The organism is Isoptericola sp. NPDC056134, from assembly GCF_042264825.1.
In the GTDB taxonomy this organism is placed as follows: domain Bacteria; phylum Actinomycetota; class Actinomycetes; order Actinomycetales; family Cellulomonadaceae; genus Isoptericola; species Isoptericola nanjingensis.
This window is the reverse complement of record NZ_JBHJVM010000001.1, coordinates 363757-378799: the sequence shown is the minus strand read 5'-3', so window position 1 is coordinate 378799 and position 15043 is coordinate 363757. Positions and strand designations below refer to the sequence as shown.

Sequence of the window (15043 nt, the reverse complement as noted above, 5' to 3'; positions counted from 1 at the left end):
GCGAGGCCTCCTGCGCGGTACCCGCGGGCTCTGTCAGCCGGGCATGACGAAGGCCGCGGGTGTTTCACGTGAAACACCAGCGGCCTTCGCGGAGGAGATCAGGCGCTCGGCGCGAGCACCGCCTCGATCTCCTCCTGCAGGGCGCGCTTCGGCCGGGCGCCGATCACGGACTTCACGAGCTCGCCGCCGGAGTAGACGTTGAGCGTCGGGATCGAGGTGATGCCGTACGCCATCGTGGTGGCCTGGTTGGCGTCGGTGTCCAGCTTCACGATCTTGATCTTGCCCTCGTACTCGTCCGAGAGCTCCTCGAGGATCGGGGCCACCATGCGGCAGGGGCCGCACCAGGTCGCCCAGAAGTCGACGAGAACAGGGACGTCGGACTCGAGAACCTCGGCCTTGAACGTGTCGTCGGTGACGGCGACGGTAGCCATGTGTCGCTCCTTAGGGATCGGTGGAGAAAGGTCAGCCGGCGAGCGCGGCGGGGAGCCCGTCCGGGTTGGGCGCGGCCGGGGTGCCGGCGAGGGACTGCTCGCCCTCGGCGTCGGCCACCTCGGTGAGGTACGACTGCGCGTCGAGCGCGGCGGCGCAGCCGGACCCGGCGGCGGTGATCGCCTGCCGGTAGGTGTGGTCCACCGCGTCGCCGCAGGCGAAGACGCCCGGCAGGTTGGTGCGGGTGGAACGGCCCTCGACGAGGATGTAGCCCTCGTCGTCCAGGTCGATCTGGCCCTTGACCAGGTCGGTACGGGGGTCGTGACCGATCGCGACGAACAGGCCGGTGGTGTCGAGCTCGCGCTCCTCACCGGTGACGGTGTCGCGCAGCGTCAGCCCGGTGACCTTGTCCTCGCCGGAGATGCCGGCGACCTCGCTGTTCCAGGCGAACTCGATCTTCGGGTCGGCCTGGGCGCGGTCGGCCATGATCTTCGAGGCGCGGAGCGAGTCGCGGCGGTGCACGATCGTCACCTTGGACGCGAAGCGCGTGAGGAAGGTCGCCTCCTCCATCGCGGAGTCGCCACCGCCGACGACGGCGATGTGCTGGTCGCGGAAGAAGAACCCGTCGCAGGTGGCGCACCACGAGACGCCGCGGCCGGAGAGCTGCTTCTCCTCGGGCAGGCCGAGCTCGCGGTACGCGGAGCCGGTCGCGAGGATCACGGCACGGGCCTTGAAGGTCTCGCCGCCACCGGTGACGACCGTCTTGATGTCGCCGGCGAGCTCGACCTGCTCGGCGTCGTCCCAGAGCACGCGCGCGCCGAACTTCTCGGCCTGCTCGCGCATCGCCTCCATGAGGTCAGGACCCTGGATGCCGGTGGGGAAGCCGGGGAAGTTCTCCACCTCGGTGGTGTTCATGAGCGCGCCACCCGCGGTGACGGAGCCCGCGACGACCACGGGCGCCAGACCAGCCCGCGCGGCGTAGACGGCCGCGGTGTAGCCCGCCGGGCCCGAACCCACGATGACGATGTCGTGCACGGTGGCCTCACCGGTGGTGTTGGTCGGCTGATCGGTCACGTTCTCTCCTGCTCGTCTGGTGGTCTTTCGCGTCCTGAGGCGCCATCGCCCTCAACATCCCGAGGGGGTGTGGTGTTCCCGGGCGACGGGTCGTCGCCCGGGAACGGTCACGAGAGGACGATCTCGTTGAGCTCCAGGTAGTACTTGTCCCGGGTCTGCGGGAGCTCGGTGACCCAGATGACGAAGGAGTCGGCGACGGTCTCCTCCTTGAGGTCGAGCGTCGTCTCCGAGCTGAACGACCCCTCGGCGAGCACCGGGCCGTCGGTCGGCTTGTCCCGCGAGGTCGCGCGGACCTCGACGTGGCCACCCTCGGAGTTGGTGTTCAGCGTGATCGACGTGACCGGTGCCGGCTCCTCGAGCTCGATGACGTAGCCGAGGCCGCTGCGCAGCCCGGCGAAGTCCGGACCGTTGAACCACTGGGTGTACCAGAACGTCGACGGGTCGCCGTCGTAGGCGAGGTCCACCGCCTCGGGGTGCTGGCCGTCGCCCTCGGGGTCGAGCTGGTCGCCCGACGAGATGACGGGCCGGACCTCGGGGGTCTCCGACGGTTCGCTGGACTCGTCGTCCGTGGGCTCCTCGGCCGCGGCGCCGCCGCCCGCGTCCTCGCTGGCCACCGGGCTCTCCGCCACGGGCGGCGGCGACGGCGACATCACCTTGGAGACGGCCCACAGGGCGCCCGCGAGCACGAGTACGACGACGAGCCCGAGCACGATCGGCGTCGGGTTCACGCCGCGACGCTTGGGCGCCGGCGACGACGCGAAGCCGCCGGTGTCCGTGCGGGGCTCGCCGCCCCCTGGCGGCGGAGGCACGGGGGCGTGCGCGGTCGGCTGCTGGACCGGGGCGCCCTGTGCGGTGGGGTAGGCCTGGCTGCCGTAGGCGGCCGCGGGGGCGGCGCCGTACGCCGCTGCGGGCTGCTGCGCGGGGGCGGGCTGCTGCTGGACGGGGGCCATCGCAGCCGTCGCCTGCACGGGCGGCACGGGAGCCTGAGCCGCGGTGGCCGTGGCCGGCGGGATCGCCTGCGTGGACTGCGGTGCCGCGACGCCGGCCGCCGCACCGGCGGCACCGCCGACGGCGGCGGAGCGGGCGATGCGACCGCTGGCCGGCCGGCGGACGGGCGGGGCGGGCGGCGGCGTCCCCGGCAGGGCGGCACCCGCCCCGACCGCGCCCATGACGGAGGAGCGCACCGGCGGCTCGGTCGACGGCTGCACGAACTGCGGGAGCGCCGCGACGACGGAGACCTCGCCCCACGGCGCCAGTGCGGCGACGACGTCGCCGGGCGTGGTGGGTGCGTCGGGAGAGTCGGAGCCGAAGGTCCGCCGTACCAGGGAGTCGAGCTCGGCGTCGACGTGCGGCACCAGCGTCGACACCGGGACGACGCCGCGCTCGTCGCGCTGCGCGGGCAGCGGGCGCACGGCGTCAGGGGCGATCCACGGCTCGTCGAGCGAGTCGCCCGGCCAGCGGGCGGTGAGCGCGTAGTAGGCGAGGGCGACGAGGTCGCGGGCGTCCGCGGCTGCCGCGCCGGCGCCCGTGATGTGATCCCGCCCGCCGTCGACCCCGGCGAGCGCGGCGTCGATGCCGAGCCCGGTGACGACGACGCGGTGGCCGTCGATCCGTACGGCCTCGGGGCGCAGCGCCAGGTGGTGCACGCCGCGCTGCCCGGCGGCCTCGAGCGCCGCGGCAGCCTCGCCGACGACGGCACGCGCCTGCTGGGCGTCGACCAGGCCGCCGGAGACGACCTCCGTGAGGGACGACCCCCGGTACGGCTCGGAGATGATGTAGCTGCGCTGGCCCGTGCCGAGGTCGGTGCTGCCGACGTCGAGCACGCGGGAGAGCCGCGGGTCGGCGACGAGCGCGGCCCGGCGCGCGGCGTCGAGCGCTGCGGACGCGTACGGGCCGTCGACGAACGTCACCCGGACGGGACGGTCCAGGATCTGGTCGTGCGCTTCCCACGACTCGGCTGCGGCGAGGTCGGTGGCCGCGAGCTGCACGAGCCGATAGCGATCGACCATGACGGTCCCGGGATGGGCGGTGCTCACCTGTGCTCCTCGGTGGGGGTGCGGGGGGAGAGGGTCCTCCGGTCCATCGGACCATGGTACGGGCGGGCCGGTGCCCGCGAGGTCGCGCCTGGCGGGCGTGCCCGCAGGGCCCTCACGGAACCCCCGCGAGCCGGGCACGCGACCGTCGTCATCGCTTGAGCCGCCGAAGGACGGGGGCCAGCGCGTCGTCGAGCTCGCGCACGTGCAGGACCTTCAGCGCGAGCACGTAGCCGACCACCATCACGATGCCTGCGATGGCCGTGACCAGCACGGAGTGGCCCCACGACGTGACGTCGTAGCCGTCGAGGAGGCGGACGGTCAGCCACCCCAGGAGGGCGGCGATCAGTGCGCCGACCAGGGCGCGGACATAGAGCTGGAGGACGCGCCGGCCGTCCATGCCCTGGAGCTTGCGGCGCATGCCGCGCACGCGCAGCAGCAGCGAGATCCACGTCGACAGCGCGTACGCCCCGCCGGCGGCGACGGCCCACCACTGGGGCGGCAGCAAGCGGGTCGCGCCCCACAGGACGACGACCATCGAGACGGTCGCGATGACCTGGATGCCGAAGATGCTGCGGCCGTCCTCGAACGCGAAGTACATGCGGCGGACCAGCACCGTCGCCCCGAGGGCGACGATGCCGATCGACATCGCCTGGATGATCGGCGCGACGGCGCCGACCCCTTCCGCGTCGAGCGACGGCAGCAGGGACGCCGTGAGCGGGACGGCGAGGACGATGAGCGCGACGGCGGAGAACACCGAGAAGACGCCCGCGGACCGCATGCCGAGCGACATGTCGCGGCGCACTCCGGGGAGATCGCCGGCCTGGACGGCCGCCGTCATGCGGGGGAACAGGACCGTGACGATGGAGACGACCACCAGGGAGTGGGGCAGCAGGTAGATCGTCATCGCGTTGGTGTACGCGGCGTTGCCGGCGAACACCTCGTCGAGGTCCGTGCCGGTCTGTCCGGCGGCGCCGAGGACGTTGGTGAGGAACAGGACGCCGACCTGCTCCAGGGCGACGGCGCCGATGGTCCAGCCGACGACCGTCCCGGCAGCACGGAGCCCGATGCCCCGCAGGCCGAGGCGGAACCGCCACTGGAAGCCGGTGCGTCGCAGTGCGAACACGAGCACCAGGGCCTGGGCTGCGATACCCAGGGTCGCCGTGCCGGCGAGCACCGCCGTCTGCGCCGTCGACCAGGTCGACAGGTCGGAGATGCCGCGGGACGGGGCGGTGCCCCACATGGCGATGAAAGCCCCGAAGCCGATCAGGGAGACGATGTTGTTCGCGACCGGGGCGACGCCGTAGGCGCCGAAGCGTCCCTGCGCGTTGAGCACCTGACCGAGCAGCATGTACAGGCCGTAGAAGAAGACCTGGGGGATGCACCAGTACGCGAAGACGACGGCGAGGTGGCGCGCGTCGGCGTCCCAGGCACCGCTGAGCGTCGAGAGCCAGATGATGAGCGGGGCAGCGACGACCAGCACCGCCGTGAGCAGCAGCAGCCCGAGGCCGGAGAGGGTGAGGAGCTTGTCGAGCCGCTCGCGGGCGTTGTGGGCGTTCATCGCCCGCAGGATCTGCGGGATGAGCACAGCCTGGAGGACGCCGGCCGAGATGAGCGCGAACAGCATGTTCGGGAGCTTGTTTGCGATGTCGAACGCGTTGGCGACCGTACCGACGGCGCCGACGCACGCGACCAGCAGCATCGCGCGGATCAGCCCGGAGGCACGGGACGCGACGGTCCCCAGCGTCATCACGACTGAGCCGCGGCCCAGGCTGGTGCGCCGCACGCCACCGGCGGCGCCTTCGTCGGCGCTGCCGGCGCTGCCGGTGCCGTCGTCCTGACCGGCGCGGGCACCGCCGGGGTCGCCGACCGGGTGCCAGCTCGCCCCGGGTGCGCCGGTCGGGCTCGCGGGGTCGGTCGCGTCGCCCTCGCCGGGCAGGTCGGGCCGGCCGTCGTCAGGGAAGGCGGACGTCGAAGTCATGAGGGGTCGGTCTCCGTGGCCTGGGCGGGCGGCGTGCGGGCGGCAGGGATGCCGCCGCCGCCCGGGTCGGTCGGGTCGTCGTCGTGCGGGTCGCGTGGCGGACTGTCGTCGGGTGCGGCGGCGTCGGGGCCCTGGGGGTCGGCGGCGGCGTCCGCGACGCCCTCGTCGGTGGTCCGCGCCGAGGACCGCCCCCGACGCACCGTACGCCAGATGCCCCCGATGAAGAGGAGGGCGACCAGGGCGGCGACGACGGCGGTGCCCGCGGTCTCCCAGCCGGCGCGGACGCGGAGGGAGAAGCTCGTGGGCCCCGCGACGACCGTGCCGCTCGGTGCGAGCACCTCGACCTGCACGGTGACGTCGCCGGAGCCGATGGCGCGCACGGGGACGTGCACGTTGGACGACGTGCCGGCGGGCACGACGACGGTCGGCCGAGACTCGACGACCAGCCGGGACGCGTCGGGCCGGAGCACCACCGTGACCGTGGCGTCCACGGGCAGGTCGTTGGAGACGGTGACGGGCAGCCTGCCGGTGTCGCTGACGAGCGTGACGTTGGACCGGTCCGCGACGCCGATGCCCCGCTGGAGGGCGTCGGACTGCTCCACGGCGAGGTCGACGGCGTTGTCGCGGGCGTCGGGTTCGGTGCGGGCGGCGACGGCGAGGGGGGCGACGAGCGCCTGGTCGGTGTCGCCGCTCAGCTCGACGGGGTCGCTGGCCACGGTGGAGAACGCGGCGAGGTCGCGGTGGGAGTCGAGGAGCCGGCGGACGGAGGAGGGCGCCAGCTCGCCCTTGGACCGACCGGCCCGCTCGCCTCGTGCGGGGTCGGCGCGCGGCGCGCGGGAGGCGGGGGCGGCGACGGTCTCGGACAGCGGCACGACGTCGGCCCACGACGCGTCGTGGAGGTCGCCGAGCACCGTGCCCACCAGGGCCGGGTCGGGCGACCAGCTCCGCGGGAGCGCGGCGAGCAGGTGCAGGTCCTGCTGCCCGGAGTCCTGCTGCTGGAGCGCGACGAGCGCGGCGTCGGCGAGCACGCGGGCGGACGCCTCGGCGGCCGACGGGGCGTCGTCACCGTCGGTGAGGGCGGCGAACGCCGACGACAGTCCCTCGTCGGCGACCAGCGCGGACACCTTGCCCGACGGCGTCTCGACGGCGGTGCGGGCTGAGGCGGCGGCCCCGTCGGCGGGCGCGAGCCCGTCGGCCACCACCACCTGGTCGACGGGCGCTTCGCGTCCGGCGGCGAGGGTGGCGGCGTCGGGCCGACCCTCCGGCCAGGCGACGGTGAGGTCCCAGCCCTCGGGCCGCTGCCAGGCCGCCCCGAGCGCGGCCTCCCCGCCGGTCGCGGCCGCGACGTCCGCCCGGGACGGGTCGGCGTGCGCGACCGCCGCGAGGTCGGGGTCGTAGCCGGGCAGGACGGCGACGTCGGCGGGCTCGCCGGTCGCCGCGGCGCCGGCGGTGCCTGCGGTGCCTGCGGTGCTCGCCAGGCTCGCCGAGGTGCCCGCGTCGGTGGCGTCGGTGGCGTCGGCGTCGCCCGTGACCGGCGCACCCGTGAGCCGGGTCGCCCACGCCTGGGCGTCGTCGTCGTCCGCCCCGGCCGCGGCCGACACGAGGGCCGGGTCGACGGCGAGCGACATTCCGGGAGACGTGCCGGTGACCGACGCGGCGTCGAGCAGGCGGTTCAGCCGTCCACCGGTCGCGGTCGCCGTGCCGAGCTCCAGGTCGTAGCCGTCCGGGTCCAGCGGGTCGACGGCCGGGCCTGTGACAGGGGCGGCGACGCTCACCGAGACCGGGTCCGGCGCGTCGCCCTCCGGCGCGAACAGGAGGAAGGTGTGGACGACGTCGAGCGTGGACCCGCCGCGGGTGAGCGCGACGGACATCTCCCGGGGCCCCCAGGGGTTCTCCGCGCTGAGGCCGAGGGTGTCGACGTCGAGCTCCATCGTGACCTGCGCGCTGTCCCCGGGCGCGAGGCGGTCGACGGGCTCGGCATCCTGGCGCAGCCCTGCGGTGCTGGTGCCGTCGTCGTCGGCCCAGGCAGCCAGGTCCTCGCGCGAGGTGACCGGGCGCCACGAGACGCCGAGGTCGAGCTGGGTGCCGTCGAGCGCCGCGTCGGTGCCGTTGGTGACCCGGAGGACGAGCGTCACGGTGGAGCCCGGGGAGGCGAGCGTGGGCGCGGAGCTCACGAGCTCGACCGTCGCCTTCCCGTCGCGGGCGGCGGGCAGGAGGGACGGCGAGGTGACGGCCGACGCCGACGCGCCGGGCAGCGCGACGAGCGCACCTGCCAGGAGCAGCCCGGCGAGCAGCGTCAGCGCCGTGACGAGGCGGGCCGCCCGGGCGGGCGGGGGCGCGGGTGCGGCTCCGGCACCCGAGGGTCGGGACGTGGTCACGCGGCGGGCCTCACTCGACCGCTCCGAGACCGGGGTGCCCGAGCACCTCGGGCGTGCGGCGCAGCACCTGCTGCGCGACGACGGCGAGCCGCTGCTCGTTGGGGTAGGAGAGCCGCTCCGTCAGCTGCTCGACCGGGACCCAGAGGGCGTCCTCCGCCTCGCCGTCGGGGTCGCCCTCCGCGGTGATGGTGCCGCCCTCCGCGCGCAGGAGGAAGTGGTGCACCACCTTGTGGACGCGGTGGTCCTCTCCGCTGAACCAGTAGTCGATGACGCCCAGGCGGGTGCGGATCGTGCCGAGGATGCCCGTCTCCTCGTGGATCTCGCGGACGGCCGCCTGCTCCGGCGTCTCCTCGCCCTCGAGGTGCCCCTTGGGCAGGCACCACTCGAGGCGCCCGCCGCGGTTGCGCCGCACGATGACGGCGGCCTCGGGACCGGCGGCGGCGACCTGGACGACGAGCCCGCCCGCCGACGTCTCCTCGTTGACCGGCAGGTGCGTCGTCGTGCCCGACGGGGCGACGCCCACGACGGCGGGCGTCGCGGTGCCGCGCGGCCCGGCGAGGCGCGCGGGGTCGACCTTGAGGGGGTGTCCTCCCGGTGGCACGGGGACCGGCGCGGCCGGGCGCCGGCGCCGCGGGCCGGGAACCGGGGCCGGGGATGACATGCGCCCACCCTACCGAGTGGAGACACCCCGCCGGCCCAGCCGCCGGGGCGCCGACGCGCGGGATCTGGGAGGATGGGACGCCGTGTCGACCCCTGAACCCCAGGCCCCTGCCGCGCTGCTGCGCCGCGCCCTCGCCGTGCTGACCGAGATGGCCCCCGCGGCCGTCGAGCTGGGCGAGGTGTTCCGCGCCGCCGGGCACGAGCTCGCCCTGGTCGGCGGGCCCGTCCGGGACGCCTTCCTCGGCCGCGCCAGCAACGACCTGGACTTCGCGACGTCGGCCTCGCCCGACGAGACGCAGGCCCTGCTGGCCCGCTGGGGCGACGCCCACTGGGACATCGGCAAGGAGTTCGGCACGATCGGCGCGCGGCGGTTCGCGCGCACCGGGGGCGGGTCGGGCCCCGGGACCGCGGCCGCGACGGGCGACGTCGTCGTCGAGGTCACCACGTACCGCAGCGACGAGTACGACCCCGCCTCGCGCAAGCCCGTCGTCGCCTTCGGGGACACGCTCGACGGCGACCTGTCGCGGCGCGACTTCACGGTGAACGCGATGGCGGTGCGGCTGCCGGACCTCACGTTCGTCGACCCGTTCGACGGGCTGTCCGACCTGGCCCGCGGCGTGCTGCGCACCCCCATCGCGCCGGAGCGGTCGTTCGACGACGACCCGCTGCGCATGATGCGCGCGGCGCGGTTCGCCGGCCAGCTCGGCTTCGACGTCGAGCCCGCGACCCGGCAGGCGATCGTCGACATGGCGGGCCGGATCGACATCGTCTCCGCCGAGCGGGTGCAGGCGGAGATCTCCAAGTTGCTGCTGAGCGACCGGCCCCGCGCCGGCCTCGAGGTGCTGGTCGACACCGGCCTGGCCGACCACGTGCTGCCCGAGCTGCCCGCGCTGCGGCTGGAGATCGACGAGCACCACCGCCACAAGGACGTCTACCAGCACTCGCTGACGGTGCTGGAGCAGGCGATCGCGCAGGAGACCGGGCCGGACGGCCCCGTGCCCGCGCCCGACCTGGTGCTGCGGCTCGCCTCGCTGCTCCACGACGTCGGCAAGCCGGCCACGCGACGCTTCGAGCCGGGCGGGGGCGTGAGCTTCCACCACCACGAGGTCGTCGGCGCCAAGCTGGTGGCCAAGCGGCTGCGCGCCCTGAAGTACGAGAAGCAGGTGGTCAAGGACGTCGCCCGCCTGGTGGAGCTGCACCTGCGCTTCCACGGCTACGGCGAGGGGCAGTGGACGGACTCGGCGGTGCGTCGCTACGTCACCGACGCCGGCCCGCTGCTGGAGCGGCTGCACCGGCTCACGCGCGCCGACTCCACCACGAGGAACAAGCGCAAGGCGCAGCGACTCGCCGACTCGTACACCGACCTCGAGCACCGCATCGCCGCCCTGCGCGAGCAGGAGGAGATCGACGCGATCCGCCCGGACCTGGACGGCTCGCAGATCATGGCGATCCTCGGCATCGCGCCCGGGCCCGCCGTCGGGCAGGCGTACAAGCACCTGCTCGCGCTGCGGATGGAGCACGGCCCGCTCGGCGCGGAGCGCGCGGAGCAGGAGCTGCGCGCCTGGTGGGCGGCCCGCGAGGCCTGACCGATCCTCCCTCGGGGGACGGCCGCGGGTCTATCCTCACGCTTGCGCGCGGGCCCGACGGCGAGCCCCGGAGCGCGACGAGCGGAGGCTGGGCATGAGCGGTTCCGGTATGACGGCGGGTGGTGCGCCGGGCGGGACGGCCGGTGGCGTGAGCGGAGCGGGCGGCGACGCGGGGGCGCGCGACCGGCGGGCGCGCCTCGTGGTGACGGCGTTCTACCTGGTGCAGGGCATGTGCTTCGCCGGACTGCTCGCGCAGGTGCCGACGCTGCAGCACGACCTGGGCATCTCGGACGGCACGCTGACGCTGATCCTGCTGCTGGTGCCGGTCGTGGCCGGCGTCGGCAGCGTGCTCGCCGGTGCGCTCGCCCCGCGGGTCGGCAGCGCCCGCCTGCTGCACGTGTGCGGGCCGCTCGTGGCGCTCGCCGTCCTGGGTGCGGGCCTGGCGCCGACCGTCACGATCCTCTACCCCGTGGTCGCGGCGGTGGGGCTGCTGCTCGGCCTGGTCGACGCGAGCATGAACATGCAGGGCGTGGAGGTGGAGCAGCGGTACGGCCGCAGCCTGCTCAACTCCTTCCACGGCGCGTGGAGCGTGGGCGGCATCCTCGGGTCCCTGGCCGCCGTGCTGGCGCACTCGCTGGGCTGGTCGCTCGCCGCCGGGCTGGGGCTCGTCGCCGCCGTGGGCGTCGCCGTCGACCTCGTGGCGACGGCCGCGGCGTCCGAGGACGGCGCGCCGCGCCCGGACGCGCGGGAGGCGGTACCAGGCGTGGTGACGGCGGAACCCCCGCTGCGCACGGTGACCGGCGTGCCCGAGCCGGCGGGGCCGGCGGGCCGGGAGCGGGCCGACGCCGGCGCGTCGCGCGCCGCCCGCCCGCCGTGGGGCCCGCTGGTCCTCGTCGGGCTCGCCGTGACGATCGTGTACGTCGCGGACTCGGCGACGTCGAACTGGTCCACCAAGTACATCCAGGACGCGCTGGGCGCGGCGGCGAACGTCGCGCCGCTGGGGCTTGCCGCCTACCTCGGGTGCCAGCTCCTGGGGCGGCTCGCGGCGGACCGGCAGGTCAACCGGTTCGGGCCGGTGGCGCCCGTGGCCGTCGGCGGGATCGTGGGGGCGGCCGGCCTCGCCGCCGTGACGCTCGCCCCCGGGCCGTGGGTCGCCGTCGTCGGCTTCGGGCTCACCGGGCTCGGGCTGAGCGTCGTGGTGCCGCTGGCGTTCTCGGTGGCGGGCCGGCTCGACCCCGAGGGGACGGGTGTCGCGGTCGCGCGCGTGAACCTCTTCAACTACGTGGGGTTCGTCGTGGGGGCGGGCCTGATCGGTGGCGTCGCCGAGCTGCTGAGCCTGCGGCTCGCCTTCGCGGTCCCCGCGCTGCTGGCACTCGGCGTGATCGCACTGGCGCCCGCCTTCAAGGTCGCGGCGCGCGACGGCGTCGCCTCTCCTGCCGTCGCGCCCTGACGTCGGGGACGACGTCGGGCGGCCACCGTCGTGCGACGGTGACCGCCCGTGGCGGCGCCCCCGGCCCGTGACGGGGCCGACCGGTCAGTGCGCCGCCGGCATGCCCTCGCCCTCGGGGGAGGCGGGCACGCGCCGCAGCAGGAGCGACAGCCCCACCGCGACGAGCATGATCGCCGCGCCCCAGACGAACGCGTCGCCGACGCCCTCCGCCAGCGCGACCTGCGCCGTCGCGCCGTCCTCCAGGAGGGCGACGGACCGCGTCGTCATCACCGCGACGAACATCGCGGTGCCGGCCGCGCCGGCGAGCTGCTGCACCGTGCCGATCGCGGCCGACCCGTGCGAGTACAGGGGCGGGGTGAGCGACGACAGCGCCGAGGTGAACAGCGGCGTGAACATGAACGCGAGGCCGAGGCTGAGCGTCACGTGCAGCGCCAGGATGTACCAGGGCGACGAGTCCGCGTGCACCTGCGTGAACAGGGCCAGCGCGATCGTCACGACGACCAGGCCCGGCGTGACCAGCGGGCGCGGGCCCACCCGGTCGTACAGGCGGCCGACCGTCGGGCCGAGCAGGCCCATGAGCAGGCCGCCCGGGAGCACGATGAGGCCGGTGGCCAGCGGCTCGAGGCCCATCGCGTCCTGCAGGAACAGCGGCAGCAGGATCAGCGAGCCGAACATCGCGAGCATGCCGACCGCCATGATGGCGAGGCCGACCGAGAACCCGCGGAACCGGAACACGCTCAGGTCGAGCAGCGCGCGGTCGTCGCGGGCCAGGAGGAGCTGGCGCCACGCGAAGAGGCCGAGCACCGCGACACCGACGACGATCGGGATCCACGGCGCGACGGGCGGGGCGTGCCGCGCGGCCTCGCCGATGCTGGACAGGCCGTACACGAGTCCGCCGAACGCCACGGCCGCGAGGAACAGCGACAGCGGGTCGAGGCGCGAGTGTGTACGGTCGGCGACGTCCCGGACGTACAAGAAGCCCATGACCAGCGCGAGCAGGGCGATCGGGAGCACGATGCCGAAGACCCAGCGCCAACTCAGCGCGTCGAGGATGATGCCCGAGATGGCCGGGCCGAGCGCCGGCGCGGCCGCCATGACGATGGAGATGTTGCCCATCACCTTGCCGCGGATCGCCGGCGGCACGACCGTCATGATCGTGGTCATGAGCAGCGGCATCATGATCGCGGTGCCCGACGCCTGCACGATGCGGCCGCCCAGCAGCCACCCGAAGCCGGGGGAGAGCGCCGCGAGGAGAGTGCCCGCGCTGAACAGCGACATCGCGAGCAGGTAGGCGCCGCGGGTGCCGAGCCGCTGCAGCAGGAACCCGGTGGCCGGGATGATGACCGACATCGTGAGCATGAACGCGGTGGTCAGCCACTGGCCGGTGCTCGCCGTGATGCCGAGGTCGGTCATGAGCGGGGCCAGGGCCACGCTCATCGTCGTCTCGTTGAGGATGACGACGAACGCGGAGCCCAGCAGCAGCGCGATGACGGTGAACTGCTGGCGCGTGAGGCGCTGGGGCACCGCCTCGTCGATGACGATGCCGCGGGCGGGCAGCGTCGTGTCGGCCGTGCCGGGAGATGCGGTGGCGGGAGTCGTCAGGGTGGCCTCCGGGGTCTGCGCGTCGGGTGTGACGGTGGTGTCTGTCGGTCGGGGGGCTGGCACTCTGTGCTCCGCTCGCGTCGTGCCGGGGAACCCGGCGGAGGGCAGGGGAGGGCCGACGCCGGTGGGCGCGGCACGTCGTCGTGGTCGGTCGTGGTCCGGAGGTCACCCCGGTGCGATCATCGTGCGGTCACCGGACGGGCGAGACCGTACTGTGTACGACCACGAACCATCCTGCGATATTCCCGCTTCCCGTGACGACCTGATTTTCGGTCGGAACTCGTCGGTCGTCGCGAGAGCGGGTCAGGACGAGCGCGGGAACTCAGCCTGCGGCTCGGGCAGGGGCCGGAACAACGACCGGTCCGGGAACGGTCGTGAACCGTCGGTTCACGATCCGCGCGGGCGTCAGGCGCGCGCGGCGGCGTCCCCGGTGCCCCCGGCCCGGCGGACGCGGGCCGGCACGTCGACGGGCGTGCGAGCCCCCCGCGTCGCCATCAGCAGCGCGGCGAGCACGTAGGCGACGGCGAGGCCGACGAAGACGCCGCGGGACCAGCCGGTGTCCGGCAGGGTGAAGGCGGCGAGGGCGGCGGCGCCGACGAACGCGGCGTTGTAGAGCACGTCGTAGAAGGCGAAGGCGCGGCCGCGGAACTCGTCCTCGGCGTCGCGCTGCACGATCGTGTCCACGGCGATCTTGGTGCCCTGCGCGGCCAGGCCGAGGAGCGCGGCCCCGGTGTAGACGACGGCGCGTTCCGGCGTCGTGACGAGGAGCAGCTGGCTCGCGGCCGCGAGCAGCAGCATGACGGCGATCCAGCCCTGCGGGCCGGTGCGACGCGAGAGCGTCGGCGTCAGCACCATGGCGAGCGCGCCGCCGGCGCCGGTCAGGCCGATGACGACGGCGAAGGTCGCCATCCCGGCGCTCTGGCTGCCGGGGTCGAGCAGGTTCCGCGAGATGAGGATCGACGCGATGAACACCACGCCGTAGAGGAAGCGGTGCACGGCCATCGCGAGCAGCGCCTGGCCCGGCGTGCGCCGCGCGACGAGGTAGCGGGCGCCGTCGGCCAGCCCGCGGGCGACCTTGGCGATCTCCCCGCGCAGGTCGGCCTCCGCCGGCTGCTCGGGGCCGAGCTGGGTGCGCCGCAGGCGCGTGGCGAGCAGCGACGCGACGCCGAAGACGAGCGCGGCGCACACGAGCGCGGACGAGTCCTTGACCCGGCCGGGCTCGAACGCCAGGCCGAGGACGAAGCCGATGCCGCCGCCCACGAACGCGGCGCCCGCGCCGAGCGTGGGGGACAGCGAGTTGGCGGTGAGCAGCAGCGGCCCGTCGACGACACGCGGCAGGCCGGCGGACAGCCCGGCGAGAAGGAAGCGGTTGACGGACAGGGCCGCGAGGCCGATGGCGTAGATGGCCCAGCCGACGCCGCCGGCGAGCATGACGCCAGCCATCGCGAGCGTGAGCACCAGGCGTACGGCGTTGCCCCACACCAGCACCTGGCGGCGCTGCCACCGGTCGAGCAGCACGCCCGCGAAGGGGCCGACGATCGTGAACGGCGCGAGCATGACGGCGAACGCGCCGGCGATCGCGGCCGCGGTGCCCTGCGACTCGGGGGAGAAGAACAGCAGGGAGGCCAGGCCCACCTGGAACATGCCGTCACCGGCCTGCGAGACCAGCCGGACGGTGAAGAGCTTGCGGAAGCCCTCCAGCCGCAGCAGCGCGCGCAGCTCGTGCCAGGTCTCGCCGAAGGCTCCCACGTGCCCTACCTTCCCATGCCCGGTTCGTCCCAGGCAGAGAGGCCTTCCCCCGCCGTGACGGGGGGGAAGGCCTCTCTGTCGCCGTGTCGGTGGTGGCGGCG

At 74.7% G+C, this 15043-nt stretch carries 10 protein-coding genes; 2 read left to right on the top strand and 8 right to left on the bottom strand.

The features are described from left to right. Positions 1-98 precede the first annotated feature (98 nt). From trxA to ACFCZN_RS01645, 6 genes are all read right to left on the bottom strand, one after another. Positions 99-431 (bottom strand): thioredoxin, encoded by a 333-nt coding sequence (trxA, locus tag ACFCZN_RS01670; RefSeq protein WP_429762817.1) that lies wholly within the window; start codon positions 429-431, stop codon positions 99-101. A 31-nt stretch (positions 432-462) separates the two neighbouring features. Next, a complete protein-coding gene (gene trxB / locus ACFCZN_RS01665) occupies positions 463-1503 on the bottom strand; it encodes a thioredoxin-disulfide reductase (RefSeq protein WP_430555608.1) in 1041 nt (346 codons plus the stop codon). Between the two features lie 107 nt (positions 1504-1610). Continuing rightward, positions 1611-3539, bottom strand: a complete 1929-nt coding sequence (locus tag ACFCZN_RS01660; RefSeq protein ID WP_430555607.1) for a hypothetical protein — start codon at positions 3537-3539, stop codon at positions 1611-1613. Positions 3540-3687: 148 nt separating this feature from the next. Then, on the bottom strand, positions 3688-5517 hold the full coding sequence (gene murJ, locus ACFCZN_RS01655; protein ID WP_430555606.1) for a murein biosynthesis integral membrane protein MurJ: 1830 nt from the start codon (positions 5515-5517) through the stop codon (positions 3688-3690). Continuing rightward, positions 5514-7895, bottom strand: a complete 2382-nt coding sequence (locus ACFCZN_RS01650; RefSeq protein WP_430555605.1) for a DUF6049 family protein — start codon at positions 7893-7895, stop codon at positions 5514-5516. The genes murJ and ACFCZN_RS01650 overlap by 4 nt, the downstream gene beginning before the upstream one ends. A gap of 10 nt (positions 7896-7905) precedes the next feature. Continuing rightward, positions 7906-8556 (bottom strand): NUDIX hydrolase, encoded by a 651-nt coding sequence (locus tag ACFCZN_RS01645; protein WP_429762822.1) that lies wholly within the window; start codon positions 8554-8556, stop codon positions 7906-7908. Between the two features lie 82 nt (positions 8557-8638). On the opposite strand from ACFCZN_RS01645, the gene ACFCZN_RS01640 reads away from it, so the two are divergent. Together ACFCZN_RS01640 and ACFCZN_RS01635 are read left to right on the top strand one after the other, a co-directional pair. Beyond that, positions 8639-10141 (top strand): CCA tRNA nucleotidyltransferase, encoded by a 1503-nt coding sequence (locus tag ACFCZN_RS01640; protein WP_429762823.1) that lies wholly within the window; start codon positions 8639-8641, stop codon positions 10139-10141. A 94-nt stretch (positions 10142-10235) separates the two neighbouring features. Then, complete coding sequence (locus ACFCZN_RS01635) at positions 10236-11591, top strand: MFS transporter (RefSeq protein ID WP_430555604.1); 1356 nt, start codon at positions 10236-10238, stop codon at positions 11589-11591. Between the two features lie 84 nt (positions 11592-11675). Here the strand turns inward: ACFCZN_RS01635 and ACFCZN_RS01630 are convergent, their stop codons facing one another. Together ACFCZN_RS01630 and ACFCZN_RS01625 are read right to left on the bottom strand one after the other, a co-directional pair. Continuing rightward, positions 11676-13148 (bottom strand): MDR family MFS transporter, encoded by a 1473-nt coding sequence (locus ACFCZN_RS01630; RefSeq protein ID WP_430555688.1) that lies wholly within the window; start codon positions 13146-13148, stop codon positions 11676-11678. A 450-nt stretch (positions 13149-13598) separates the two neighbouring features. Continuing rightward, on the bottom strand, positions 13599-14942 hold the full coding sequence (locus ACFCZN_RS01625; RefSeq protein WP_430555603.1) for an MFS transporter: 1344 nt from the start codon (positions 14940-14942) through the stop codon (positions 13599-13601). Between the last annotated feature and the right edge of the window lie 101 nt (positions 14943-15043).